Genomic DNA, 23,439 nt, shown 5'->3' with positions numbered 1-23,439 from the left:
CGGCGCGATGGGACCACCGGTGGCGGCGATGCGCGACCACCTCCCGGACCGCGAGCGCCTCAGCCTCCACCCGCTTTTCGCCCCGCACAACGCCCCCGGCAACGTCGCCGCCGTCGCAGACGAACCGGGCGCGTACACCGACGCCCTGCTCGCCGACCTCGACGCGGCCGGCAACCGCGTCTTCGAGACGACGCCCGAGGAACACGACGCCGCGATGGAGACGGTGCAGGCGGCCGCCCACGCCGCGGTCCTCTCGTTCGGCCTCGCCGCCGACGACGTGCGCGAGGAGTTCGCCACGCCGATTTCGGCCGCGCTCGACGAACTCGTCGCCTCCGTGTCCGGCGGTACCCCGCGCGTGTACGCGGACATTCAATCTTCGTTCGGCGAGGGGACCGACCGCGTCGCCGACGCGGCCCGCGAACTCGCGGCGGCCGACGACGAGGCGTTCGCCGACCTCTACCGGCGCGTCTCCCGCGGCGACGACGCGCCAATCGACTCGACCCGAGCGAGCGCCGACGACCGCGACCAGACCGACAAGCACGACCCTGTCGAGTGACGAGTGAAGGGAGACGCCGACGCCGACGCCGACGACCCGCGGCGGGTCGACACCTCCCGCGCGGGCGACGGCGACTCGCTCCACAGCCCACCGATGATAGACAGAGACGCCGTCCGCGACAACGCGAAGTACCTCAGAAACGTCCGCCCCATCGACCCCGACGAGATAGCCGACTACATCGAGGGCGCGCCGCACCCCGCCGTGGTGAAACAGACGCTCCGCGAGGAGGCCCACGACCTCGGCCTGTTCGAGCGCGACGACGGCACGTTCGTCCCCGCGAACGACGACCCCGCGCCGTTTCAGAGCTGGTCGCCAGCGGCCTTCCCCGACGACTACTCCTTCGCCCTCGAAGACCTGCTCATCGGGCGCTACGGCGCGAACTGGCACGTCGGCGAGTCGGGCGACCGCCTCCGGGAACGCGTCCGCCAACTGAAAGAGGACTACTACCGGGGCAACCCCGTCGAGTACGACGAGGACGCCGCGCTCGGCTACGGTATCTACCACCTCCCCGACTACTACGCCGCCGTCGGCTACGTCCTCTCTGACCTCGCCGAGCGGAGCCTCCTCCCCCGAAACCCCCGCGTGCTCGACGTGGGTGCCGGAACCGGCGGTCCCGCGCTCGGCCTCCACGACTACCTCCCCGACGATTCGGTCGTCGACTACCACGCGGTCGAGCCGAGCGCCTCCGCCGACGTGCTCGACCGGATGCTCGGCGAGACGCGCCGGAACTTCCGGACGACCGTCCACCGCGAGACCGCAGAAGCGTTCGACCCCGACGGCGACGACGACGTCGCCCTCTTCGCCAGCGTCCTGAGCGAACTCGACGACCCCGCCGCAGTCGTCCGCAAGTACCTCGACGTCCTCGCCGACGACGGCGCAATCGTCGCCATCGCGCCAGCCGACCGGAACACGAGCATCGGCCTCCGCGAGGTCGAACGCCAGGTCGCGCCGGCCGACGGCGACGTGACGGTGTACTCGCCGACGCTCCGCCTCTGGGACGGCTACGCGCCCTCGGACCGCGGGTGGTCGTTCGACGTGAAACCCGACCTCGACGTGCCGGGGTTCCAGCGACGCCTCGACGAGGGCCGCGACGCCGACGAGGACGAGGGCACCTTCGTCAACGTGGACGTGCAGTACTCCTACAGCGTCCTCCGGACCGACGGCGAGCGCCGCCTCGACGTTCGCGGGACTCCCGCGCGGTTCGCCAAGATGGCCGAGATGGAGCGCCACGTCACGAACCGCATCGACCTGCTTGCGGTCAAGTTGAGCCACGACCTCTCGGAGGGGAACAACCAGGTGTTCAAAATCGGCGACGGGAGCGAGGCGGTCGACCACTACGCCGTCCGAACCCGCGAGACTGTGCTGAACGCCGATTTGGCCGACGCCGACTACGGCGACGTGCTCGTCTTCGAGAACGTCCTCGCGCTCTGGAACGACGACGAGGAGGCGTACAACCTCGTCGTCGACGACGAGACGCTCGTCGACCGCGTCGCCTGAGCGGGTCGCGTCGGCGACGCGGTCGGCGGGGCACGTCGTGTCCGACGGGTGGCTTTTTGCGCGCTCCGTCCCCAGTCGGACCATGAGCGAACCCAGCATCCTCCTCACCAACGACGACGGTATCGAGAGCGTCGGCTTCCGCGCGCTCTACGACGCCCTCTCGGAGTTCGCCGACGTGACCGCGGTCGCGCCCGCAACGGACCAGAGCGCGGTCGGCCGGAAGATGTCCACCGACGCGGTCGTCTCCGAGCACGAACTCGGCTACGCGCTGGAGGGGACGCCCGCCGACTGCACGGTCGCCGGGTTGGAGGCGCTGTGTCCCGACGTGGACATGGTCGTCTCCGGCATCAACAAGGGAGCCAACATCGGCGCGTACGTCCTCGGCCGGTCGGGGACCGTCAGCGCCGCCGTCGAGGCCGCGTTCTTCGACGTGCCCGCCATCGCCCTCTCGCTGTACGTCCCCGCGGGCGGCGACCTGCCGTGGCACGAGAAGGCGACCGACCCGCGGGACTTCCGCGAGGCGACCCACGCCGCGTCGTACCTCGTCAAACACGCCGAGCCGGCCGGCGTCTTCGACCAGTGCGACTACCTCAACGTCAACGCGCCCATGCGCGACCCCAGCGGCGACCCGGCGGACATGCAGGTGACGGTTCCTTCCGAGCTGTACGACATGACCGCGGAGTTCGAAAACGGCACCGTGAAACTCCACGACCGCGTCTGGGAGCGGATGGAAGCCGGCGACATTCCGGACCCCGACGGCACCGACCGCCGGGCCGTCGTCGAGGGCCGCGTGTCGGTCTCGCCGCTGACCGCGCCGCACACGACCCACCGACACGAGGCGCTGGACGCGCTCGCCGAGACGTATCTGGAGTGAGCGAAGCGGGCAACAAAGCGTATATCCGAGGGGCCTGAAACGCCGACGAGACCGATGACCCTGCTTCTCCAAGCCGCCGCCGAGTCGGGAAGCGTCACCGGCTTTCTCGTCACTATCGCGGTGCTGTTCAGCCTCCCGCTCGTCATCCTCCTCCTCGGACGGCTGTTCGAGCAGTTCTTCTGAGGCCGCGAGTCCGGGCCTTGCGAACGGAGCGACCCATCGACACTTCGCGGGCTATCTCGCACCCGACAGCCCGAAAGCCATCGTAGTCTTTTCACCGGCGAGCCATCTGTTAGATGACATGAACCGGGACGACCTCAACGAGTATCTGAAACAGCGGCCGCTCTTGGGAGGTCTCTGGCTCGTGGCGATGCTCGGTGTGGGCATGCTGCTGTGGCTGAAACTGCTTCGACCGGCGCAGTCGGTCGTCGACATCGTCTCGAACACCGGCTACCAGTTCGTCTTTCTCGTGATGGGTGGGCTCTGTTACGTGACCTACGTCGGCTTCTCTCGGGGCGTGAACTGACGTTATTCCGACGCCGCCCGTCGACTGTCGACCAGCAGTTTGTACGCGAGGCCGACGACGCTGGCGAACACCGCGAGCGCCCCAGCGAGCGAGGCGAGGATTCCGAGGACGAACATCATGCCGAAGCCGTAGCCCGCGAGGGCGAAAGTGCCGATAGTCAGCAACACCCAGCCGCCGACGATGACGGCAAAGAGGACGAGTGCGTCGTCTTCGGTCGCGTAGCGGAGGGCGTCGCGGGCGGAGACGCGTGACATGTCGAACGCGTCGCCGGGGGCGAAGGTGGTCCTTTCGGTTTGCCGACACCAAAGCTTGAATCCCGGGCCGGCCGACGAACGAATATGTCCGAAGCAGACGCCATCGAGCGCGTGGACGAACCCGGAACCGTCGAGTCGCTCGCCGCGGACCTCCGCGCGCTCGGCGTCGCGGCCGGCGACACCCTCCTCGTCCACTCGTCGCTCAGTTCGCTCGGCTGGGTCGCCGGCGGCCCGCAGGCGGTCGTGGACGCCCTCCAGACGGTGCTGACCGACGACGGGACGCTGGTCATGCCGACCCACACGGGCCAGTACACCGACCCGTCGGCGTGGGAGAACCCCCCGGTCCCCGACGACTGGGTCGATATCATCGGCGAGTCGATGCCGCCGTTCCGTCCCGAGGTGACGCCGACCCGCGGGATGGGCGCGATACCCGAGTGCTTCCGCAACTACCCCGGCGCCGTCCGCAGCGAGCACCCGACGGTCTCCTTCGCGGCGTGGGGCGCGGCCGCCGAGGACATCGTCGCCGACCACGAACTGGACTACGGCCTCGGCGACGGGTCGCCGCTGGCGCGGGTGTACGACCGCGGCGGCGACGTGCTCCTGCTCGGCGTCGGCCACGGAAACGACACCTCGCTCCACCTCGCCGAGCACCGCGCGGACTTCGAAAAGACGCGGACGACCGAGCACGCGCCGCTTCTCCGAGACGGCGAGCGCGTCGTCGTCGAGTACGACGACATCGAGGTCAGGACCGACGACTTCGAGGCCGTCGGCGAGGCGTTCGAGACGACCGTCGGCGCGACAGCAGGGTCGGTCGCGGCCGCGACGGCGACGCTCCTCGACCAGCCCGCGCTGGTCGACTTCGCCGAAGACTGGTTCGAGTCGAACCGCTGACTCGGGGTGCTGCGGCCGATTCGGTCGAATCACGAAAAACGGCGGGCGACGCGCGGTCAGGCGAGCGTCGCGGTCAGCGTGATTTCCGGCCCGGCGAGCGCCTTCGACACCGGGCAGCTCTCCTTGGCGCGCTGGGCGAGTTCGGCAAACGTCTCCTCGTCGATGTCGGGCACGTCGGCGTCGAGCGTCAGGTCGATGCGCGAGATTTCGAAGCCGCCGCCGTCCGCCGGGTCGAGGTGCACGTCGGCCGCGGTGTGGAGACTCGTCGGCGCGTAGCCCTCGCCTTCGAGGAACGCGGTCAACTGCATCGAGAAACAGCCGGAGTGAGCCGCGCCGATGAGCTCCTCGGGGTTCGACCCGAGTTCGTCCTCGAACCGCGTCGGGAACGTGAACGTCCCCTCGACGGTCCCGCTTTCGGTCGAGAACTCGCCGCTCCCGTCTTTGCCACCGGTCCACGTCGTCTCCGCTTTGTGCGTGGGCATGCCACGCACACCTACGGTCGCGAGCGATATGGAGGTGACGGCGAACGGAGCGTTCGAGGGGACCGGGACCGGCGGTACGCGGAGGTCCCGGGGCGACGCGCTACAGGCCGCTCCAGAGCGCCGCGACGCCGAACCCGACGATGACGACGCCCGCGAGTTGGTTCACCCGCCGGAGGACCGCCGGGGTGACCCGCTCCCGGACGCGGTCGACGGCGGCGCTCAGGACGAACCACCAGAGCGCCGACCCGGCGAAGACGCCCGCGACGAGGACCGCCGCCCCGAGGTAGTCGCCCGAGACGCCGACGCCCAAACCGGCGAAGATGCCGACGAACGCCAGTATCGTCACCGGGTTCGTCAGCGTCAGGAGGAACGTCGACCCGAAGTCGGCCGCGAGCGACCGGGCGTTCGAGTCGGGTGACACGACGGCCGACCGCTCGGTCGTCGGAGCCGACTCGACCGACGCCGGGTCGCCCCGAATCGACTGGATGCCGACGTACAGGAGAATCGTCCCGCCGGCGAGGGCGATTCCGTTGCGGTGGCCGAGCAGGACCGACGAGAGCGCGGCGAGGCCGAACCCCGCGATGGCCCCGTAGACCGCGTCCGCGGACGCCGCTCCGAGTCCGCTGACGAAGCCCGAACGGCGGCCCTTAGAAAGCGTTCGCTGGATGCACAGGACGCCGATTGGACCGACCGGCGCGGCTATCGAGACGCCGAGAACGAGTCCGCGGACGAGGATTCCGATTGTGGTGGTTAATAGACATCACCTCGTGACCGAGTCGATGCGTCACCGGGTGATAGCTCTATCGCCTGCCCTGAGCGGCCCGCCGGGGCAACCGGCGTCGGTTCCGGCGGGCCGGAACCGATTAGAACAGGCCCGTGATGAAGCCGATACCCATCAGCACCAACACGGCCGCCGAGAACGCCGGGAGGTACGGGGTGTACTTCTCCACTTCGTCCTCGTAGTGGTGGTAGCCCGCAATCAGCAGCATCGTCAGGCCCACGATGCCGATGATGACGGTGAGCGCGTACGCGCCCATCAGTTCGAGGCAGTAGTTCGACCCGGCGCAGAGCGCGATTATCTCGAACTCCTCCTCGTGGGCGAACCCGAGGACGAACGCGAACCACGCGATGCCGAGAAGGCCGCGCTCCGCGGCTTCGTCGGGGGTGCCGTGCGAGTGGGAGTGTCCGCCGGCGAAGGGAACGAAGCCCTTCAGGCGGGCGAACAGTCCGCCGTCGTCGCGGTCGTGGGTGTGACCGTCGTGGTCGTGTGAGTGGCTATGGCCGCCGTCATCGTGTGAGTGCTCGTGGTCGTGACCACCTTCATGGCCACCTCCGTGACTGTGACTCCCGTGGCCGTCGTCGTGCCCGTGAGTCCCGTGAGCGTGTCCGTGAGTATACTCGCGGACGCCGAGCGCGATGAGCAAGACGCCCGCCACGAGACTGACCGGACCGCCGATTTGGACGCCGCCGAGTACCGTAATCGGCTCGTTGACCTGCGTGAGGTCGAAGTACGACTTCGCGTAGAAGAACACGCCCACCATCGCGATACTGCTGACGAGGTGGCCGACCCCGAGGATGAGGCTCGCCGCGAACCCGTACACCCACTTGTTCGCTTGGTCGAGCGCGTACGAGGCCGCGACGGGCCAGCCGTGACCCGGTTCGACGCCGTGGACGGCTCCGAGGACTACCGCGCCGGCGACGAGACCGAGTAGTTCGTTCGAGGCCATGTGCTACCGTACCCGTGGCAAACGAGGGGGATAGGGGTTGTTAATACCGAATCGAGGGTATCGTCATAACGGGGACTCTTGTAGCTGTACGCGCCAGTCGGAGGTGATGCGGACGAGTTTCAACATCCCCGACGAACTGGTCGCTGAGTTCGACCGGGCGTGGCGCGACGAGGGCATCGAAAACCGGTCGCGGGCGGTCCGAGAGGCCATGCGGGAGTTCGTCGAGTCCCACGCCCGGCTCGAAGACGTCTCCGGCGAGGTCGTCGCGCTCGTCGGCTTCGACTACCGCCACCACGACGTGATACGGGAGCTTCACGGGGCGCAACACGAGTTTCAGGACGTCATCCTCAACACGAGCCACACCCATCAGGGCGAGTGGTGTCTCGAATCGCTGTTCTGCCGCGGCCCCGCCGAGCGCGTCCGGGCGCTGACCTATCGGCTCCGCGACTTCGACGCGGTCCGGCGGGTGAAGGTGATGGTCATCCGCGAGTGACGCGGCGTCGCGGCGCGCCGAGCTACCGATGCTGCCGCCGTTCGGCCTGTCAAGCCCTCACTTGGTGTGACAGATTCCGTCTACTTCGCCGCTTCCTGTCTGACACGGGGGAGCGACGGTGGTTTACCGGCGACTAACGAATCAGCCAGTAGATGAACTCCAAGCGGTGGCTCCAACGGCATCAAGTTGCCGTCTATGTAGCCTTCGTTCTCTTGGCCGTCGGAGTCGGCGTCTACCTTCCGGACTCGGCCCCGCTCTCCGAGTCGCTCATCGACCCGGTGCTGGCCGCCCTGCTCTACGTCACGTTCCTCGAAATTCCGTTCGTTCGACTCCGTCGCGCGTTTCGGAACGGGCGGTTTGTCGCGGCGGCGCTGGGTATGAACTTCTTGGTCGTCCCCGTCGTCGCCTGGGGACTCACTCGGTTCCTTCCCCAGCGACCAGTCATCCTCGTGGGTGCGCTCATGGTGCTTCTGACGCCGTGTATCGACTACGTAATCACCTTCACCGAACTCGCAGACGGCGACGCCGAGCAGATTACAGCGACGACCCCGGCCCTGATGCTCGTCCAACTGTTGTTGCTCCCGCTGTACCTGTGGCTGTTCATGGGCTCGACGGTCGCAGCGGTCATCGAACCGGGGCCGTTCGTCGAGGCGTTCCTGGTGCTCATCGCGCTCCCGTTGACGCTCGCGTGGCTCACCGAAGCGTGGGCGGAACGGTCGTCGAGAGGTGACACGTGGCAGGAGACGATGGGGTGGTTACCGGTTCCGATGATGGGCGCGACGTTGTTCGTCGTCATCGCGTCACAGCTCCCCCGGGTGCAGAGTTCGATTGAGCAGATTGCAGTCGTCATCCCGGTGTACGTCGCCTTCCTCGTCGTCATGCCGATACTCGGACGACTCGCGGCGGGAGTCTTGCAGATGGATGCCGGGGAGGGTAGGGCGCTCGTGTTCACGTCGGTCACCCGTAACTCGCTGGTCGTCCTGCCACTTGCACTTGCGCTTCCGGCGGGTTACCGACTGGCACCCGCGGTCGTCGTGACGCAGACGCTCGTCGAACTGGTCGGGATGGTCACTCTCACGCGAGTCGTCCCGGCGTGGCTCGTCCCGGACTCGCCGAAGCGAATCTCACTTCCCGAACTGGTGACTCGCGAGTGAGGTCTATGGGAACCGTGTCCTCGCGAACGACCGAGGAACAACAGAACGACTGCCCAAAGAAGGGCCAACTAACGGAACTCCGATGTGCGGTCTTAGAATTCCCGAACTCGGCTACCGATTCTGTCGCTGCTCGGCCTTGTTCATCTCGATGAGCAGTCGGAAGATAGCCTTCACGAGGTTCGAATCCACCTCGAAGTGGGCCGCGTTCTTCCCGGCGCGCTCCATCACGCGCTCTTCCTGCGATTCGTCGGTCGTCGGCAGGTCCTTCTCGGCTTTGACCTTCGCCACCGTGTCGGCGACGTAGGTCCGGCGGGCGATGAGTTCGACGATGCCGCGGTCGATATCCTCTATCTCCTCGCGGAGTTCGTCGAGGGACATGTCCTGAAACGGTTCGGCGGCGTCTGGGGTGTCGTCTGTCATTGGATTCGTGCTCCGTCGGTTCGGGTGGTCGTCAGTCGGGTCTCGCCCTCGCGGGCGTCCCACAGTTCCTCGACGCGTTCGAGGTCGGCGCGGTCGCCGACGGCGACGACGCTCGGGCCGGTCCCGGACAGCGAGACGCCGTCGGCGATGGGCATCGCCTCGACGGCGGGGTCGGTCGGGAAGTCGAGCGCGGCCGAGAAGGCGAGGCCGTTGACGGTCATCGCCTCGGCGTAGCGGCCTTCGAGCGCGAGGTCGGCGACGAGGTCGGCCATCGGGGCGACGTTCTCGCAGCGACTCACGTCGGCGTCGGCGCTGTAGGCGCGCTCCGGCGGCGTCCACACGAGCACGTCCCAGTCGACCTCGTCGCGGGCGAGGAGGTCGTCCCCGGTGTTGTCGGTGACGACGACGCCGCCGACCATCGAGGCCGCGGCGTCGTCGAACGCGCCGGTGGCGGTGACGCCGACCTCGCGGGCGGCGCGGACGCCCATCCGGCAGGCGTCGAGCCGGGTGATATCGGCGTCCGGGCCGGGGCCGACCGAGCGGCCGAGCGCCGAGAGCGTCGCCAGCACCGTCGCGTTGGCCGCGGCGCTCGAACTCTTGAGGCCGGCGGCCATCGGCAGGTCGCTTTCGGTCTCGACGGTGCCGCCCTCGCCGTCGCCGAACGCCTCGACGGCGAGTTCGACGCAGCGCTCGATGAGTCGCGTGTCGGCGTCCGGGGCCTCCGCGATGCTCCCGCGGACGTCGCCGGAGTCGTCCAGTTCGACCGACGCGGTGGTCTCCGCGTCGATGGCGAACGCGGAGCCGGTCGCCGTCGCCAGGGCGTTCAAGACGGTGCCCGCCCCGAGGGCGGTGGCTCGGCCGTGCATACTTCCGGGAGGTCGGCACACCGTGTTATGTGTGGCGGTCCGTGCCGTTTTCGCCCGGAGGGGCGGCGGCGAGACGATAGCGCGGCGGCGGGAGCGACGCGGGGCGCGAGCCGTCCCGAGACGCGACGTTTTTGCCGTCCCCGAAGCAACGGTGGGCCATGAGCGCCCGCAACGACATCGCCCCGAGCACGCTCGGCGTCGAACTCCACGACTACGGCGTCGAAGTGGAGTACCTCGACAACCGAACCACGGTCTACCGGGGCGTCCCCGAAGCGGTCACGGGCACGCTCGCCACCGCCCCCGGCAAGGAGGTCCACGTCCTCGTCACCGACCCCACCGAGACGGAGGGCGTCATGATGTACGTCAACGACCTCACGAGCCACGACGACGTGCTCGAATCGAGCGGCGTCGGCCGCGTCATCCTCGGTGAGGACGAAGAAGAGGAGTTGTTCCCCGGCGTCCTCGTCCGGCGGGTGCCCGGCCACCGCTTCGAAATCGAGGCCGACCCGGAGGTCGCCCGCGGCCGCGTGTTCGTCTTCGTCGAGGACGACTGGGGCGAAGACTCCTACGAGTTCGTCGCCGAGTGATGCTCCGAAAGCGCTGGGAGCCGCTGGAAAAGCGGACCGTCGGCAAAGCCCCGGAAGCCTACGGCTACTACGAACTCGGCGACGCCGACGGCGACCTCGTCGGCCGCGGCGTCGGCGTCCTCCGCGACGAACTGAAGGAGGCGCTCGCCTACGGCGACGCAGCGCGCGTCCGCTGGGAGCGCGCGACCTCGCTGGACCACGCCGAGCGACTCGCGGAAGAACACGACCCGGCGTAGCCGTCGCGCTCGCCGCGTCGCCGTCGACGCTCCCGCTTCCGCACCCCCGCTACTGCAAGTACGACGGGCTGTCCGTGTCGCAGTTCTCCTCGTGGGCCTCGGCGTCGGACTCCACGTCGAACAGCATCCCGCACTCTTCGCATCGGTACCACGTCGCGCCGTCTTTCTCCGTCGTGGCGACCATGCGTACTGTTACCGCGCCGTCCGGGAAAACGGTTACTCCGGGCGAACCCTCAAGGGTCGAGCGGGCGAACTGGGTGGCATGTCTGAAGATGGGGTGACGCTCGTCGTCCGCGCCGCGGAGAAACGCGACGCGGGCCGCGGCATCGCCCGCCTTCCCGAGGCCGCCCGCCGAGAACTCGGCGTGCTCAGCGGCGAGACGGTCGTCATCGAGGGCTCCCGAGAGACGGTCGCCAAGATGTGGCCCGCCCGCCCCGGCGCGCCGGCCGGCGAGATGCTCGTCGACGCCGACACGCGGGCCAACGCCGGCGTGAAAATCGGCGACAGCGTCCGCGTCAGGAAAATCGACGTCGAGGACGCGCGGTCGGTGACGCTCGCCGGCCCCAGCGCCTTCGAGCGGACCAGCGTCGACCGCGAGACCATCGAGGAGGTCGTGAAGGCGGAGCTTCGGAACCGCCCGCTGCGCGCCGGCGACCGCGTCCGCGTCGAGCGACTCGGCGGCGCGGCCCTCGTCGTCAGCGAGACCGCCCCGGAGGGCGTGGTCCGCGTCACCGACGCGACGAGCGTCTCCGTGACGGCGAGCAGTTCGAAGGGCGCGAGCGAGACGGTCCGCGACGCCGTCAAGAGCGTGACCGGCGGCGACGACGGCGACGGCGCGAGCCGCGGCCGGGCGACGGGCGTCACCTACGAGGACATCGGCGGCCTCGACGACGAACTCGACCTCGTCCGCGAGATGATAGAGCTCCCGCTGTCCGAACCCGAGGTGTTCGCGCACCTCGGCATCGAGCCGCCGAAAGGCGTCCTCCTGCACGGCCCGCCGGGCACGGGGAAGACCCTCATCGCCAAGGCCGTCGCCAACGAGGTCGACGCGAGTTTCACCACGATTTCCGGGCCGGAGGTGCTCTCGAAGTACAAAGGCGAGTCCGAGGAGAAACTGCGCGAGGTGTTCCAGTCGGCCCGCGAGAACGCGCCGGCCATCATCTTCTTCGACGAAATCGACTCCATCGCGTCGAAGCGCGACGACGGCGGCGACCTCGAAAACCGCGTCGTCGGCCAACTGCTGTCGCTCATGGACGGCCTCGACGCCCGCGGCGACGTGGTCGTCATCGGCGCGACCAACCGCGTCGACAGCCTCGACCCGGCGCTCCGCCGCGGCGGCCGCTTCGACCGCGAAATCGAAATCGGCGTCCCGAACGAGACGGGCCGCCGCGAGATTCTCGACGTGCACACCCGTCGGATGCCCCTCGCCGAGGACGTTGACATCGGTCGATTGGCCTCCCGAACCCACGGCTTCGTCGGCGCGGACCTCGAATCGCTGGCGAAGGAGGCCGCGATGACCGCCCTCCGGCGCGTCCGCCGCGAGGGTGGCGGTGGAAGTGGAGGCGGAAGCGGAAGCGAGGGCGGCGACAACCGGGTCGCCGTCGCGGACATGACCGTCACGCGCGCCGACTTCGAGTCCGCGATGGCGACGGTCGAACCCTCGGCGATGCGCGAGTACGTCGCCGAACAGCCGACCGAGGGCTTCGAGGGCGTCGGCGGCCTCGACGACGTGAAGCGGACGCTCGAACGCGCGGTGACGTGGCCGCTGACCTACGCGCCGCTGTTCGAGGCGGCGTCGACCGACCCGCCGACCGGCGTGCTCCTCCACGGCCCGCCGGGGACCGGCAAGACGATGCTCGCCCGCGCCATCGCGGCCGAAAGCGGCGTCAACTTCATCCACGTCGCCGGCCCGGAACTGCTCGACCGCTACGTCGGCGAGTCCGAGAAGTCCGTCCGCGAGGTGTTCGACCGCGCCCGACAGGCCGCCCCGAGCATCGTCTTCTTCGACGAGATAGACGCCATCGCCACCGACCGCGACAGCGCCGGGTCGGACTCGGGCGTCACCGAGCGCGTCGTCTCCCAACTCCTGACGGAGATGGACAACGCCGCCGACAACCCGAACCTCGTCGTCCTCGCGGCGACGAACCGCCGGGACGCGCTCGACCCCGCGCTCCTCCGCCCCGGTCGGCTGGAGACCCACGTCGAGGTCCCCGCCCCCGACATCGAGGCGCGCCGCGCCATCCTCGACGTGCACGTCCGCGACAAGCCGCTCGGAACCGACGTGGACCTCGGCGACGTGGCCGCCCACATGGACGGCTACACCGGGGCCGACGTGGCCGCGGTCTGCCGCGAGGCCGCCCTCCGGGCGATTCAGGACGTGGCCGACGCCTACGAGGGCACCGAGGCGAACAGCCACGCCGACGAGGTGCGCATCACTCGCGCGCACTTCGAGGCGGCGCTGGAATCGGTCTCGCCGACGCAGGTCTGACGGGCGGCGAACGCCGGAGCGGACCTCCATCGACGACACCTGCGAGATTATCTCGTTTCGCCGCGTACTGTGTTCCATGTTCACTCGCAACAGAGGTGTGTCGTGAACGCGGCGTGGCGGCGGAAGGTCCGGCGGGAGTGGGACGCGCTCACCGGCGGTCCGCTCTCCGCGACGTGGTGGGTGACGAAAGCCGGCCTTCGAGTCGCGTTCGCCGAGGCGATGTTCATGTTCCTCGTGTTGTTGAACAACGACGCGGCCGCGATATCGGCCGTCGCCGACGGCGAGGCCTCAGTGTTCTCGCTCGTCGCGCTCGTCGTCGGGACGTCCGAGTACCTCGCCATCGCGGGCATCGTCTTCGCCGTCGCGCTCTTGCTTCCGTTCCTCCCGCGGCGCAACGAGGCGACCAACCGCTGGGAGTAGGAGTCGGGAGGCGACGCCGACGGCTCCGCTTCCGACGCGCCGCCGCGACCGCCCCGGCTCACGCCAGTCGCGCTCGGTAGTAACTCGACTCGGGGTTCGGCACGGTCACCTCGCGCACGTCGAGGCCCGCCTCGGCGGCGACCGCTCGGAGCCGAGCGGGCGAGACGAGAAGGAAGTCGAGCATCGGCCCGCGGAGGTCGCCGTACTCGACGCGGAACGACCGCCGGGCGACGCCCTCTCGCGGGTCCGACCGGTAGCCGAAAAAGCGCTCGGTGTCGATGCGCGCCGGGTCGTACGAGTCGACGACGACTTCGCCGGACGACGAGGCGAGGGCGGCAAACGACGCGAGCAGGTCGGCGAGTCGGTCCAGCGACCCCGCGAGTCCGACCTGCGTCCCGTTGGCGAGCACCGTCTCGAAGCCGCCGGCCGACGACTCCGACTCGCTCGGTTCGACCGGTGAGTCGAACATGTCGCCGACGACAGCCGCCTCGACGCCGCGCTCGCGGGCCGCGCGAACCGCGTTCGGACTCACGTCGAAGGCGACGACTTCGCCGCGCTCCTGTGCGGCGAGGGCGTGCTGGCCCGCGCCGCACCCCACGTCGAGGAGCGGGGTTCGGAGGGAATCGACGAACTCGCGCTTCGCGGCGGGCCACCGCTCGGACGGGACGAGGTAGTTCTCGTAGACGTGCGCGTCGCCGGCGGCGGCTCCCGCGTCGTCGCCGTCGCGGTAGACACAGGGGGCGCGCAGACAGCCGCGAACCCGGTCCAACATCGCCAGTCCGAGGGCGTCGTCGGGCATGACGAGTCGTTCGTCGCCCTCGTGTAAATTATATTTAATGTGCTCAACGATAGCAATCGATAGGGACAACGGGCGTCAGTCCAGCCGGTCGAGGTCGCCGTGTAGTTCGCGGTTCATCACGTCCGCGACGAACAGTCGGACGCGCTTGTGAAGCTCCGCCTCGGTGTCGTAGGTCTCGACGCGGAGGTCCCAGCGGGCGCGCGCCGCGCGAATCATCTCGCTCGTGACGCTGTCTTCGTGGACGAAGACGATTCTGTCCCCGTGGGTCTCTGAGAGCCGTTCGAGTATCGACCCCGCCTCCTCGCCGACGCCGAAGTTGTGGCCGAGAAACGGCAGGACGAACACGGTCGCGTTGCTCGCCTCGGCGAACGCGAGCGACTGCGTCGCGGCGTCCACCTCGTCGGTGCTGAGGTCCGCGTCGACGGCGAGAAAGGCGTTCACGCCCGGGTCGGCGCGGAGCGTTCCCTGCACGCGCCGGAGGAGCGCGAGCGCGTCGTCGACCTCGTCCCGCGCGGCGAACAGCTTCCGAATCGGACCGGGGAGGTCCTCGATGTCGATGGCGGCGAGCTCCTCCTCCGAGAGGACGTAGTTGAGGTTGAACGATTTGTACGGACCCATCACGTAGACGAGAAACCGGTCGTAGGTCGTCCGCCCGAGCGCCGCTCGTATCTCGTCGCGCGAGATGGCGTCCGTCATGGGCACAGGTACCGCGCGAGAGTATATAAAATCAGGATTTTTCAGTGGAGTTCGACTCAAGAACTGTTAAACCGCCGCGCCGCGTCTCTCGAACCGAGATGGCGACGAACGACCCGGTCGATTCGGACGGGCTGCCCGAGGACCCCGCCGAGTTGCTGCCGCCGACGAGCGTCCTCACGCTGGACGAGTACCTCGACATGCAGGCCGCACTCGGCGACCGGACGCGGTTCACCCTGCTGTACCGACTGGTCCACTTCGGCGAGCGGAGCCCGAAGGCGTTGGCCGAGGCGCTCGGCGTGCCGGCGAACACGCTCCACTACCACCTCAACAAGCTCGTCGACGCCGGCTTGGTCGAGAAGCGAAAGCGGACGAAAGCCGACGACGACGGGCTGTTTTCGTACTACCGCGCCACGTCGCTCGGCTCCGACATCCTCGAACACGGCGTCGAGGAGCTCATCCGGCGCGAGCGCGACTACCGGGACGCCTACGCGTCGGAGTAGCGGCGTCTCGGGCGGTCGCCGCGTCTTAGTTCTCGCCCCGTGACTGCCGAAGCCGCCGCCTATTTGGCGCTCGCTCGCACAGGCTGAAGCGATGTCCAATCTCCTCCCCGAGGAAGCACAGGAAAAGCTCGTCACCGTCTGCCGCACGGCCGTCGGCGACAGCCTCCGCTCGCTCACGTACTTCAGTCGCTTCGACTACGTGCAGGTGTACCTCCGCGAGGACCTCGAACAGGAGGCCGACCTGAACTCCTTTATCGGCAACGAGTGGCACGACTTCAAGATGACACAGGACGCCTACCGCGGGTCCGAACTCGGCGACTACGAGTACACGATTCGCGTGTTCGAAAACGGCTATCTCGTCCGAATCACCGTCGAGGACTTCGGCGTCTTCGTCACGACCGACGGCATCTCGATGCAGGACTTCGAGGCGCTGGCGGCCGCGACGACCGAGATTCTCGACGAGTGGGCCATCGAGGAGTAAGCGTCGGGCCCGGAACCGACCCCGTCAGTCCCAGAACGACTGGGTCCGGGCGTACTCGCGCTCCCGTTCGAGGATGTCGCGGTAGAAGTCGTCCTCGTCATCGCGGAGCTTGTTGATGATGCGCGCGGCGTTGTGCGGGCCGACCCCGCGGGCCGCGAGCGCGACGACCGCCCGCTTGCCGTGGGCCTGCACCAGACTCGCCGAGCGGTACGCCCGCTTCGTCAGTCGCTCCTGTTCGTCGTCTTTCTCCGGCGCGCGGACCGCTTTCACCGTCTCGTCGTCCCACGGGTTGAGCGCGGCGACGCGGGTCGCGCCGCACTCGGGGCACTCCACCGGCTCGCGGACGCGTTTGACCTTCGTCTTGCGGGTCCAGTCCTTGCAGTGGAGACACGCCAACAGCACGCGGTCGTTCTGAATCCGGTCCCGAACCGTCTCGATGACGCTGGCGTCGGCGTTCTCGGGGACGAGCAGGTCGGTGCCCGACCCGCGGCCGCCGGTGCCGATGGCGGTCGGTTCGCGGGCGACGGCGAGTTCCGCGTCGCCGTCGCGGAGGCGGCGGAGCAGTTCGACGGTCTCCTCGACGGCGAGGTCGGTGTGGAACACCTCGCGGACGGCCTCGTCGTAGACGGGCGTGTCCTCCAACGCGGCGAGGAGGCGGTCGCCGCCGAAGCGGCCCTTGCCCTGATAGCGCTTGAGCGCGCCGAACTTCGCGGCCACCTGCGCGAGCGTGAACTTCAGCGAGTCCGACCGCTTGAGCGCGAGTTCGAGCAGGGCCTCGACGTGGTCGGGGTCGGTCTCGCGGAGCACCTCGGCGAACGTCGTCGGGCGGACCTTTCCGGGCACGTCGAACTCGACGCGGTAGGGGTCGACCTCCATGCCGACCGAGGAGCCGGTCCGCTGGCCGATGAGCGCCGACAGGAGCCGCCCGAGGGTCTCGTTCACCCGGTGGCCGTACGGCGAGTTCAGCGTCACCTTCCGGGGCGAGCCTTCGAGGACGAGCCGGTTCGCGGTCGGAATCGGCGCGCCGGCCTCAACCTGTTTCTCGATGGGGCCGAGCGCCGACCGGACCGTGGCCTCGTCTGTCGGGTAGCGCATGGCGACGTCGCGGGCGACGGCCTCGCGGTCGGCCCCGGACTCGAACTGCGGCGCGGCCACGTCGCGGAGTTCGCCCACCTCGCCGGCGACCGGCGCGGGCACCGGAATCTCCGAGCCGACCCACGACGGCACCTCGCCGCCGGGGTCCTCGATGGGCGAGACGTTCACCCGCGCCTCCTCGTCGTCCACGTCGTTGACGCGCCACATCTCGCCGCGCTGGATGAACGTCGCGCCCGGCGCGGCGAAGTTGAGGACGAACTTCTCGTCGAGCGTCCCGATCTGCCGGCGCGAGGAGATGTCGTGGACGTCGTAGGTCTCCTCGTCGGGAATCATCGAGAGGTTGGCGTAGAAGTACTGCCACGTGCCGCCGGACTTTTCGAGGAGGTCCTTGTCCTCGTCGAGCCAGAGGAGGTGGTTCCCCGAAAGCTCGCGGACGACGGCGCGGAAGTCGTCCTCTGCGAGGTCGCGGAAGGGGTACGCCCGCGTGATAATCTCGTAGGCGCGGCGGGCCGACACGTCGCCGTAATCCATGACGACGCCGACGATTTGGTTGGCGACGGTGTCGAGGCTCCCGTGGTGGACGCGGGCGGGTTCGACCTCGCCGGAGACGGCCCGCCGGGCGATGGCGAGCGCTTCGAGCGTGTCGTCGGGGTGGTCGGTGACGACGGTCCCGCGGGAGACGACGCCCAAGCGGTGGCCCGCGCGGCCGACCCGCTGGAGGAGCCGCGACACCTCGCGGGGGCTGTTGTACTGGACGACGTGGTCGACCCGGCCCACGTCGATGCCGAGTTCCATCGACGACGTGCAGATGAGGGCGTCCAGCTCGCCGGCCTTGAAGCGGTCTTCCACGTCGATGCGAACGTCCTTCGACAGCGAGCCGTGGTGGACCTCGATGGGGTCGCCGAGCGCCTTGAACCGCGAGCCGAGCGCCTCCGCGGTCTGTCTGGTGTTGACGAAGACGAGCACCGACTCGTGGTCGCGGACGATGTCCCGAATCGTCCGGACGTGGCTCGCTATCTCGGGGTCGGTGGCGAGTTTCCCGGCCAGCGCCTCGTCCTCGTTCGTCACCTCGGGGCGGACGACTTCGAACTCGACGCGGTTGTCCACGTCCACCTCGATGACCTCGAACGGGCGGTCGCCGGTCAGGAACTTCCCGACCTCCTCGGGCGACCCGACCGTCGCCGAGAGTCCGATTCGCTGGAACGCCCCGGCCAACTCGCGGAGGCGCTCCAGTCCGATTGTCAACTGCGCGCCGCGCTTGGCCGACGTGAGTTCGTGGACCTCGTCGACGACGACGTGGTGCACGTCCGAAAGCGCCGTCCTGAGCTTCTTCCCCGTGAGCATCGCCTGCAACGTCTCGGGCGTCGTCACCAGCACGTCCGGCGGGTCGTTCGCCTGTTTTTGGCGCTGGTACTGCGTGGTGTCGCCGTGGCGAACGTCGATGTCGATATCGAGCTGTTCGCCCCACCAGTCGAGTCGCTCGCGCATGTCGCGGTTCAGCGCCCGAAGCGGGGTGATGTAGAGCGCCGAGATACCGAATCGGTCCTCGGCGTCGGCGATGGCCGAAAAGACCGGCAGCATCGCCGTCTCCGTCTTGCCGGTGCCCGTGGGCGCGATAATGAGGCCGTTTTTTCCGTCGGACAGCGGGGGAATCGCCCGGCGCTGCGGCTCGGTGGGCGTCGTGAAGCCGCGCTCCGAGAGCGCGTTCCGAACGGGCGACGAGAGCGTCGCGAAGGCGTCCATTCCGGCGGCGGCCTCGCCGTCTGGCATCGCCCCAGCTAGCGGTTCGAGGCGATTAAGCGCACCGCTCGGGGCGGTCCCCACCGGGAGATTCATGTCGCACACGAATCAATTTCGGGCGTGTCCCCGAAACGAGTCTACTGGTCCGCGTTCCTCGTCTTCGGTCTCTGTGCCGCCATCGACATCGCGCTCGACGTTTTCGCGGGAGACGTGGGCATCAACACGGCGGCGGCGACCGCGGGCGTGCTCGCAGTCGGCTACGCGTCGGTCGTCGCCCTCCGCGACCCCGAACGCGCCCGAGTCCCGTCGGACTGGGGCCCGCTCGTCTACCTCGTCATCGTCGGCGCGGCGCTCTACGCGTTCGGCGTCGCACTCCAACTGTACTCGGTGGTGACGTGACTCCCGAGCGGTCCTTTTGGCTGTCGCAGGCGGGATTCACGGCCGGGAACCTGCTTCTCGTCCTCGGCAACCAACGGGGCGACCTCGCGGCGTGGCAACTGGTCTTCGCCGCAGTGCTGGTGCTTTCGACCCTCTGGTTCGTCGGCTACGCCGTTCGAGAACGGGAGGAGGGCGTGCCGGAGTTCTTCCGCGAGTGGACCGGCTGGCAACGACTCGCCCGCGTGGCGAGCGTCGCCGTGTTCGTCCTCGGTACGCTCACGTTCGTCTTTGCCTAGCGTCGGCTCTGCTTAGGCTCAGACGTTCCGGTAGTCGCCCAACCGCGTGCCGTCGAGCAGGTAGGCCTCGCCGTCAGCGAGGCCGTCGGGCAGAAACGGCGAGAGAAAGCCCTGTCCGGCGACGTTGACCCACGTCCCGCCCGAGGTGTCGTTGAACGCCGGGAACACCACGAGTTCGGCGTCTGCTCGCGCCACCTCCGCGGGGGCGACCTCGTAGTGTTCCGCGAACACCGCGGGCGCGAGGGAGCCGCGGAGCCAGACGCGCTCTTTCCGCGCGCCGCCGACCTCGTCTTCCAGCCTGACCGCCGGGTGTTCGTGGGCCGAACAGACCACGTCGGCGGCGAGCACCTCCCGCGAGGGCCACGTGTGGCCGTGGCAGAAGCCCACGTCGCCGAGGCGGACGCCAGCGGGGTCGGTCACCTCCACGTCGTCGCCGAAGAAGTCCGCGAGGCCGCCGTCGTGGTTGCCGGGGACGACCGTCAGTTCCGCGCGGTCGGCCACGGCGGCCGCGAGGGCGCGCAGTTCCTCGGCCTCGTCTCCCTTCTGGTCGCCGATGCGGTGGCCGAGGTCGCCGAGGACGACCAGTCGGTCGGCGTCGGCCCGGTCGAGAAGCGACAGCAGGCGCTCGCGGCGGACCGCGGCCTTCGACGGGAGTTCCACCCCGCGTTCGTACCGCAGGCCGGCCTCGATGCCGGCGTGGTAGTCGGCGACGACGAGCGAGCGCTCGGGGAACCCGCGTCTGCTCGTCTCCGCCACCGCGGCGGGATGGCCGGGAATCGGTTCGACGAGCGGTCCCGACACGGCCTCAGATGGCCTTCAGCACGCCGTCCTGCGGCTCGTAGCACCGACCGCCGAGGAGCGCCTCTTGGATGGCGTCTTCGACCGCGCCGGGGTCCGCGCCGTACTCGTCGACGACGGCGGCGACGACCTCGTCGTGGTCCGCGCCGTCGCCCCCGTCGAGGTCGTCCATGGCGTCCACGACGACCGATTCGAGGTCGATGTCCTCGGCGGCGTCGTCGGCGTCGGCCTCGGTCTCGTCTTCGTCCCCGGCCGACGCCGCGTCGGGCGTCGGCTCGGGTTCGGGTTCAGGCTCGGACTCGACCGCCGGTTCGGGTTCCGCGGCGGCGTCGGCCGCGGGTTCCGGTTCCGGTTCGGCGTCGGCGGGCTCGTCTTCGAGCTGTTCGGTGAGGTCGTCCGCGTCGGGCACGTCGATGTCCGCCTCGCCGGCGGGGTCGACGTCCGCGCCGGAGGTGAACTCCGTGCCGAACTCGGACTCGATTTCGGCTCGCTCGTCCTCGTCGAGTTCGTACATCCCGTCGGGGTCGACCGAGTCGGTCGAATCGGTCGCCTCCGCCTCTGGTTCTGGGTCGTCGAAGCCGTCGTCGAAGTCGCCGAGGGTTCCGCCTTCCGAACCGTCGAACGACTCGGTGTCGGTCGCGCCCGCGTCGGGGGCGTCGTCGTCGAAGTCGCCGAGCGTGCCGTCGTCGGCACCGGCGTCGAAGCCGGGCTCCGAATCGGCGTCAAGCGAGTCGGTCGCCGGTTCGGGTTCGGACGTGAGGTCGGGTTCCGCGTCAGGTTCCGACTCGGACTCGGCATCGACCGTCGCGGACGGCTCGCTCTCAGTCGTGGCCGTCGTCTCGGCGGCGACCGGCTCGGGGTCGGTTTCCGCGACGGGTTCGGATTCAGGTTCTGTGACGGGCTCGGATTCAGACTCCGGCTCGACGGCGTCGGACTCGGCACCGTCGGCGGGTTCCGGACCCGCGTCGGGCGTTGCAGTCGGTTCGGAATCGGATTCGGTCTCGAACTCGTCCGGGTCGGCTTCCGCCTCGACAGCGTCGGGCTCCGGATCGCCGAGTTCGTCGCCGTCGTCAGCGTCCGCGTCGCCGACCTCGATATCGACGCTGTCGGCCGGTTCGAGGTCGAGTTCGGGGAGCGGGCCGAGCACCGCGTCGCCGCCGTCGCCGGGGGCGACGTCGAGGGAGTCCACCTGGTCGCGGTCGCCCGCGACGAGTTCGAGCGCCTGCACGGCGACTTCGCGCAGGGCTTCGAGATAGGTTCGGGTCGTCCCGTAGTGGTCGATTGCGCGGGGGACGCCCGCCGCGAGCGTCGAGTCGACGCCGCGGGCTTCGAGCGCGCGGGTCAGGTCGTCGCCGCGGTAGGGCATCGACAGCGCCTCGTCGAACACCGCGATGCGTCGGAGGGTCGCCTCGGCGGCCGAGACGATCCAGCGGTCGCGCACGTCGGCGTCGACGGTGTTGACGCTCTCGGGGCGGACCGAGGAGTAGACCACGTCGGCGTCGTCCGGCTCGTACGTCCGGGCCTTCCCCGCGAGCGAGACGAACGCCGGGGGCGTCGCCGCGTCGAGGTAGGCCATCGGTTCGGGCTGGTACTGGCCGGCGTAGGTGACGAACGCGCCCGTCGGGTCCGCAATGCGCCCGCGGAGCACCTCGTCGTTGACGTGTTCGACCTCGGTGAGCACGCCGGCGACGAACGTCCGGTTGAGTCGCGCGCCGGTGGGCGTGACCACGTAGTTCGGCGCGCGCTCCTCGTCGCTCTCGGAGTACGAAAGCGACGCGTCGTCGAACTCGGCGGCGAAGACGCGGTAGGCGATTTCCCGCGTGCCGACGACCGGCGAGGCGCTCATGCGCGCACCTCCGTGAGGAGGGCGGCCGCGCGTTCGGCCGGGTCGTCGTCGGTCTCCTCGAACTCGTCGGCTTCGAGGTTCGCGCCGTACTCGTCAACCGAGAGGTTCCCGCGGACGCGGTACTCGCGGCCGACGAGCGTGTCGGCGATGTCCTCGGCGACGACCTCCTTGTCCATCGCCTCGCGGGCGGCCTCCATCGCGTCGGCCATCGTCCCGCCGTAGATCTCTTCGGTGAGGTCGCGGTCGAGGATGGCGGTCACCGTGCCGGTGCCGTCGTCGAGAATCGCCTTCACGCGCATGTCGTCCTCGCCGTCGACCTCGCCGTGCTGTCGGCACTGGCCGTTCTGAACGACGCGGCTACAGTCGGGACAGCGCTCGATGAGCCCGGAGCCGTCGCGCACTTCGAGGACGTTCCCGAGCACTTCCACGTCGAACATCCCGCCGGCGTCGACGGCCTCGCCGACTTTCAGTCGCGGCGCGGAGTCCGTCACGGAAACGGGGTCGTCGAGCACTTCGAGCGATGTGAACTCCGAGAGGTTCACCTGCGGCACGCCGCGGAACTCCCGGACGTACACGTCCGACAGGCGGAGGCTCGCGCCCTCCTCCACGTCGGGGCGGGGTGCCCAGTCGGTGAAGGGAAGCCGTCCCGTCTCGTCGGCGACGACGCCCGAGAGGATGGTCGTCTCGCCGTTTCGTCCGTCGATGGTGCGCGAGTCGACTTCGAGGACGCGGACCTCGACGGTTCGGCCGCGGTCGCCGGCCTGCAGGTCGATGAGGTCGGCCTCGCCGCCGATGCGGTCGTCGTAGGGCGTCTCGACCGTCTCGGACTCCACGCCGACCGTCGAGGACGCGCCGATGTTCAGTTCGGGCTTGCCGTCCCACTCGCGGACGCCGGCGTTACCGATGACGACGGAGTCGCCCGGTTCGAAGCCGAAGTCCTGCCACGCGGTGTAGGAGATGACGCCGGACTCGTCGGCGAGTTCCCCCTCACGGATGGTCTGTTCGTCGCCCTGATAGACGATAGAACGGGTGCCCACGGTGAGCACGCGAACCGTCACCGAGACGTTGCCGCCGTCGGGGTCGATGTCGGCGATTCGCTTCGTCGAGGGCGCGCCGTCGCTCCCGCCGGAGCTTCCGCCGCCGTGTTTGCGGCGGACGCTCTGTTTCGCCTCGTCGAGCGGGACGCTGTACTGCAGCAGGTTCTGCAGGTCGGATTTGACCTCCTCTTTGTCGACACCGAGGGCGGAGGCGAGCTCCTCGGCATGCTGGTCGAGTTCCATCGAGTCGGGATTCGCCCCCGTCGGATAAAAAGTGTTGCCGGGCGGCCGGGCGACCGGCC

The 23,439-nt window shown here is 69.1% G+C and carries 29 protein-coding genes; 16 read left to right on the top strand and 13 right to left on the bottom strand.

Going from position 1 to position 23,439, the window contains the following annotated elements:
• From BN996_RS08200 to BN996_RS08185, 5 genes are all read left to right on the top strand, one after another.
• Positions 1–556: prephenate dehydrogenase (locus tag BN996_RS08200; RefSeq protein WP_089778160.1), on the top strand; the 556-nt coding region annotated here is incomplete at its 5' end.
• Positions 557–649: 93 nt separating this feature from the next.
• Entirely contained in the window at positions 650–2,053 is a 1,404-nt protein-coding gene (locus tag BN996_RS08195; RefSeq protein ID WP_089779882.1) for a small ribosomal subunit Rsm22 family protein, read from the top strand.
• Between the two features lie 82 nt (positions 2,054–2,135).
• Positions 2,136–2,927, top strand: a complete 792-nt coding sequence (gene surE, locus BN996_RS08190; RefSeq protein WP_089778157.1) for a 5'/3'-nucleotidase SurE — start codon at positions 2,136–2,138, stop codon at positions 2,925–2,927.
• Between the two features lie 54 nt (positions 2,928–2,981).
• On the top strand, positions 2,982–3,110 hold the full coding sequence (locus BN996_RS20660; protein WP_264371805.1) for a hypothetical protein: 129 nt from the start codon (positions 2,982–2,984) through the stop codon (positions 3,108–3,110).
• A gap of 118 nt (positions 3,111–3,228) precedes the next feature.
• On the top strand, positions 3,229–3,453 hold the full coding sequence (locus tag BN996_RS08185) for a hypothetical protein (RefSeq protein WP_089778155.1): 225 nt from the start codon (positions 3,229–3,231) through the stop codon (positions 3,451–3,453).
• 2 nt (positions 3,454–3,455) lie between these two features.
• On the opposite strand, the gene BN996_RS20355 is transcribed toward BN996_RS08185, so the two are convergent.
• Positions 3,456–3,707: a hypothetical protein gene (locus tag BN996_RS20355; protein ID WP_193310931.1), complete on the bottom strand. Its 252-nt coding sequence runs from the start codon at positions 3,705–3,707 to the stop codon at positions 3,456–3,458.
• 84 nt (positions 3,708–3,791) lie between these two features.
• Here BN996_RS20355 and BN996_RS08175 point away from each other — a divergent pair, with 84 nt between their 5' ends.
• Positions 3,792–4,598: an AAC(3) family N-acetyltransferase gene (locus tag BN996_RS08175; protein WP_089778151.1), complete on the top strand. Its 807-nt coding sequence runs from the start codon at positions 3,792–3,794 to the stop codon at positions 4,596–4,598.
• Positions 4,599–4,654: 56 nt separating this feature from the next.
• On the opposite strand, the gene BN996_RS08170 is transcribed toward BN996_RS08175, so the two are convergent.
• The 3 genes from BN996_RS08170 to BN996_RS08160 form a co-directional block, all read right to left on the bottom strand.
• Positions 4,655–5,080 (bottom strand): OsmC family protein, encoded by a 426-nt coding sequence (locus BN996_RS08170; RefSeq protein WP_089778149.1) that lies wholly within the window; start codon positions 5,078–5,080, stop codon positions 4,655–4,657.
• Between the two features lie 100 nt (positions 5,081–5,180).
• Positions 5,181–5,747, bottom strand: a complete 567-nt coding sequence (locus BN996_RS08165) for a LysE family translocator (protein ID WP_244878217.1) — start codon at positions 5,745–5,747, stop codon at positions 5,181–5,183.
• 196 nt (positions 5,748–5,943) lie between these two features.
• Positions 5,944–6,807, bottom strand: coding sequence for a hypothetical protein (locus tag BN996_RS08160; RefSeq protein WP_089778145.1), 864 nt, complete (start codon positions 6,805–6,807; stop codon positions 5,944–5,946).
• Positions 6,808–6,913: 106 nt separating this feature from the next.
• Between BN996_RS08160 and BN996_RS08155 the strand changes: the two genes are divergently transcribed.
• Both BN996_RS08155 and BN996_RS08150 read left to right on the top strand, forming a co-directional pair.
• Positions 6,914–7,300 carry a CopG family ribbon-helix-helix protein gene (locus BN996_RS08155; protein ID WP_004968090.1) on the top strand — a complete coding sequence of 129 codons (387 nt, stop codon included), beginning with the start codon at positions 6,914–6,916 and terminating at the stop codon, positions 7,298–7,300.
• A gap of 152 nt (positions 7,301–7,452) precedes the next feature.
• Positions 7,453–8,454: an arsenic resistance protein gene (locus BN996_RS08150; protein ID WP_089778143.1), complete on the top strand. Its 1,002-nt coding sequence runs from the start codon at positions 7,453–7,455 to the stop codon at positions 8,452–8,454.
• A 111-nt stretch (positions 8,455–8,565) separates the two neighbouring features.
• Here the strand turns inward: BN996_RS08150 and BN996_RS08145 are convergent, their stop codons facing one another.
• Together BN996_RS08145 and BN996_RS08140 are read right to left on the bottom strand one after the other, a co-directional pair.
• A complete protein-coding gene (locus tag BN996_RS08145) occupies positions 8,566–8,874 on the bottom strand; it encodes a chorismate mutase (protein WP_007273613.1) in 309 nt (102 codons plus the stop codon).
• Positions 8,871–9,740: a shikimate kinase gene (locus tag BN996_RS08140; protein ID WP_089778142.1), complete on the bottom strand. Its 870-nt coding sequence runs from the start codon at positions 9,738–9,740 to the stop codon at positions 8,871–8,873. Before BN996_RS08140 ends, BN996_RS08145 begins: the two co-directional genes overlap by 4 nt.
• Positions 9,741–9,898: 158 nt before the next feature.
• On the opposite strand from BN996_RS08140, the gene BN996_RS08135 reads away from it, so the two are divergent.
• Complete coding sequence (locus BN996_RS08135) at positions 9,899–10,327, top strand: DUF5796 family protein (protein WP_089778139.1); 429 nt, start codon at positions 9,899–9,901, stop codon at positions 10,325–10,327.
• The gene (locus BN996_RS08130) at positions 10,327–10,563 is read left to right on the top strand and encodes a DUF7508 domain-containing protein (RefSeq protein WP_089778137.1); all 237 of its coding nucleotides are present in this window, start codon (positions 10,327–10,329) and stop codon (positions 10,561–10,563) included. Before BN996_RS08135 ends, BN996_RS08130 begins: the two co-directional genes overlap by 1 nt.
• Positions 10,564–10,612: 49 nt before the next feature.
• On the opposite strand, the gene BN996_RS20655 is transcribed toward BN996_RS08130, so the two are convergent.
• Positions 10,613–10,747 (bottom strand): DUF7128 family protein, encoded by a 135-nt coding sequence (locus BN996_RS20655; protein WP_255516588.1) that lies wholly within the window; start codon positions 10,745–10,747, stop codon positions 10,613–10,615.
• 78 nt (positions 10,748–10,825) lie between these two features.
• On the opposite strand from BN996_RS20655, the gene BN996_RS08125 reads away from it, so the two are divergent.
• Both BN996_RS08125 and BN996_RS08120 read left to right on the top strand, forming a co-directional pair.
• On the top strand, positions 10,826–13,051 hold the full coding sequence (locus BN996_RS08125; RefSeq protein WP_089778135.1) for a CDC48 family AAA ATPase: 2,226 nt from the start codon (positions 10,826–10,828) through the stop codon (positions 13,049–13,051).
• Positions 13,052–13,153: 102 nt separating this feature from the next.
• Positions 13,154–13,471: a hypothetical protein gene (locus tag BN996_RS08120; protein ID WP_089778133.1), complete on the top strand. Its 318-nt coding sequence runs from the start codon at positions 13,154–13,156 to the stop codon at positions 13,469–13,471.
• A 58-nt stretch (positions 13,472–13,529) separates the two neighbouring features.
• On the opposite strand, the gene BN996_RS08115 is transcribed toward BN996_RS08120, so the two are convergent.
• Positions 13,530–14,270, bottom strand: a complete 741-nt coding sequence (locus tag BN996_RS08115; RefSeq protein WP_089778131.1) for a class I SAM-dependent methyltransferase — start codon at positions 14,268–14,270, stop codon at positions 13,530–13,532.
• A gap of 75 nt (positions 14,271–14,345) precedes the next feature.
• The gene (locus BN996_RS08110; protein ID WP_089778128.1) at positions 14,346–14,966 is read right to left on the bottom strand and encodes a DUF7509 family protein; all 621 of its coding nucleotides are present in this window, start codon (positions 14,964–14,966) and stop codon (positions 14,346–14,348) included.
• Between the two features lie 98 nt (positions 14,967–15,064).
• Between BN996_RS08110 and BN996_RS08105 the strand changes: the two genes are divergently transcribed.
• Positions 15,065–15,466 (top strand): winged helix-turn-helix domain-containing protein, encoded by a 402-nt coding sequence (locus BN996_RS08105; protein ID WP_089778127.1) that lies wholly within the window; start codon positions 15,065–15,067, stop codon positions 15,464–15,466.
• A 91-nt stretch (positions 15,467–15,557) separates the two neighbouring features.
• Complete coding sequence (locus tag BN996_RS08100; RefSeq protein ID WP_007273857.1) at positions 15,558–15,947, top strand: DUF7522 family protein; 390 nt, start codon at positions 15,558–15,560, stop codon at positions 15,945–15,947.
• Positions 15,948–15,971: 24 nt separating this feature from the next.
• Here BN996_RS08100 and BN996_RS08095 read toward each other — a convergent pair whose 3' ends face one another.
• Entirely contained in the window at positions 15,972–18,812 is a 2,841-nt protein-coding gene (locus tag BN996_RS08095; protein ID WP_089778125.1) for a DEAD/DEAH box helicase, read from the bottom strand.
• Positions 18,813–18,902: 90 nt separating this feature from the next.
• On the opposite strand from BN996_RS08095, the gene BN996_RS08090 reads away from it, so the two are divergent.
• Positions 18,903–19,181: a hypothetical protein gene (locus BN996_RS08090; RefSeq protein WP_089778123.1), complete on the top strand. Its 279-nt coding sequence runs from the start codon at positions 18,903–18,905 to the stop codon at positions 19,179–19,181.
• Positions 19,178–19,456 carry a hypothetical protein gene (locus BN996_RS08085; RefSeq protein ID WP_089778121.1) on the top strand — a complete coding sequence of 93 codons (279 nt, stop codon included), beginning with the start codon at positions 19,178–19,180 and terminating at the stop codon, positions 19,454–19,456. Before BN996_RS08090 ends, BN996_RS08085 begins: the two co-directional genes overlap by 4 nt.
• Before the next feature lie 18 nt (positions 19,457–19,474).
• Here the strand turns inward: BN996_RS08085 and BN996_RS08080 are convergent, their stop codons facing one another.
• From BN996_RS08080 to BN996_RS08070, 3 genes are read right to left on the bottom strand one after another with little or no spacing between them, the layout of a single operon-like run.
• Positions 19,475–20,257 (bottom strand): metallophosphoesterase, encoded by a 783-nt coding sequence (locus BN996_RS08080; protein ID WP_089778119.1) that lies wholly within the window; start codon positions 20,255–20,257, stop codon positions 19,475–19,477.
• Between the two features lie 4 nt (positions 20,258–20,261).
• Entirely contained in the window at positions 20,262–22,100 is a 1,839-nt protein-coding gene (locus BN996_RS08075; protein ID WP_089778118.1) for a rpa-associated protein, read from the bottom strand.
• The gene (locus BN996_RS08070) at positions 22,097–23,380 is read right to left on the bottom strand and encodes a Single-stranded DNA binding protein (RefSeq protein ID WP_089778116.1); all 1,284 of its coding nucleotides are present in this window, start codon (positions 23,378–23,380) and stop codon (positions 22,097–22,099) included. Before BN996_RS08070 ends, BN996_RS08075 begins: the two co-directional genes overlap by 4 nt.
• Positions 23,381–23,439 lie beyond the last annotated feature (59 nt).

The organism is Haloferax massiliensis (assembly GCF_001368915.1).
GTDB lineage: Archaea > Halobacteriota > Halobacteria > Halobacteriales > Haloferacaceae > Haloferax > Haloferax massiliensis.
This window is presented reverse-complemented; position numbering and strand designations above follow the sequence as displayed.

Bases quoted from the DNA above. Each gene is read 5' to 3' on its own strand.
- BN996_RS08100 (WP_007273857.1), top strand. From the start codon at position 15,558: ATGTCCAATCTCCTCCCCGAGGAAGCACAGGAAAAGCTCGTCACCGTC.
- BN996_RS08135 (WP_089778139.1), top strand. From the start codon at position 9,899: ATGAGCGCCCGCAACGACATCGCCCCGAGCACGCTCGGCGTCGAACTC.
- BN996_RS08185 (WP_089778155.1), top strand. From the start codon at position 3,229: ATGAACCGGGACGACCTCAACGAGTATCTGAAACAGCGGCCGCTCTTG.
- BN996_RS08175 (WP_089778151.1), top strand. From the start codon at position 3,792: ATGTCCGAAGCAGACGCCATCGAGCGCGTGGACGAACCCGGAACCGTC.
- BN996_RS08170 (WP_089778149.1), bottom strand. From the start codon at position 5,080: ATGCCCACGCACAAAGCGGAGACGACGTGGACCGGTGGCAAAGACGGG.
- BN996_RS20655 (WP_255516588.1), bottom strand. From the start codon at position 10,747: ATGGTCGCCACGACGGAGAAAGACGGCGCGACGTGGTACCGATGCGAA.
- BN996_RS08155 (WP_004968090.1), top strand. From the start codon at position 6,914: ATGCGGACGAGTTTCAACATCCCCGACGAACTGGTCGCTGAGTTCGAC.
- BN996_RS08105 (WP_089778127.1), top strand. From the start codon at position 15,065: ATGGCGACGAACGACCCGGTCGATTCGGACGGGCTGCCCGAGGACCCC.
- BN996_RS08110 (WP_089778128.1), bottom strand. From the start codon at position 14,966: ATGACGGACGCCATCTCGCGCGACGAGATACGAGCGGCGCTCGGGCGG.
- BN996_RS08145 (WP_007273613.1), bottom strand. From the start codon at position 8,874: ATGACAGACGACACCCCAGACGCCGCCGAACCGTTTCAGGACATGTCC.
- BN996_RS08115 (WP_089778131.1), bottom strand. From the start codon at position 14,270: ATGCCCGACGACGCCCTCGGACTGGCGATGTTGGACCGGGTTCGCGGC.
- BN996_RS08160 (WP_089778145.1), bottom strand. From the start codon at position 6,807: ATGGCCTCGAACGAACTACTCGGTCTCGTCGCCGGCGCGGTAGTCCTC.
- BN996_RS08095 (WP_089778125.1), bottom strand. From the start codon at position 18,812: ATGCCAGACGGCGAGGCCGCCGCCGGAATGGACGCCTTCGCGACGCTC.
- surE (WP_089778157.1), top strand. From the start codon at position 2,136: ATGAGCGAACCCAGCATCCTCCTCACCAACGACGACGGTATCGAGAGC.
- BN996_RS08130 (WP_089778137.1), top strand. From the start codon at position 10,327: ATGCTCCGAAAGCGCTGGGAGCCGCTGGAAAAGCGGACCGTCGGCAAA.
- BN996_RS08150 (WP_089778143.1), top strand. From the start codon at position 7,453: ATGAACTCCAAGCGGTGGCTCCAACGGCATCAAGTTGCCGTCTATGTA.
- BN996_RS08070 (WP_089778116.1), bottom strand. From the start codon at position 23,380: ATGGAACTCGACCAGCATGCCGAGGAGCTCGCCTCCGCCCTCGGTGTC.
- BN996_RS08075 (WP_089778118.1), bottom strand. From the start codon at position 22,100: ATGAGCGCCTCGCCGGTCGTCGGCACGCGGGAAATCGCCTACCGCGTC.
- BN996_RS08140 (WP_089778142.1), bottom strand. From the start codon at position 9,740: ATGCACGGCCGAGCCACCGCCCTCGGGGCGGGCACCGTCTTGAACGCC.
- BN996_RS08195 (WP_089779882.1), top strand. From the start codon at position 650: ATGATAGACAGAGACGCCGTCCGCGACAACGCGAAGTACCTCAGAAAC.
- BN996_RS20355 (WP_193310931.1), bottom strand. From the start codon at position 3,707: ATGTCACGCGTCTCCGCCCGCGACGCCCTCCGCTACGCGACCGAAGAC.
- BN996_RS08125 (WP_089778135.1), top strand. From the start codon at position 10,826: ATGTCTGAAGATGGGGTGACGCTCGTCGTCCGCGCCGCGGAGAAACGC.
- BN996_RS20660 (WP_264371805.1), top strand. From the start codon at position 2,982: ATGACCCTGCTTCTCCAAGCCGCCGCCGAGTCGGGAAGCGTCACCGGC.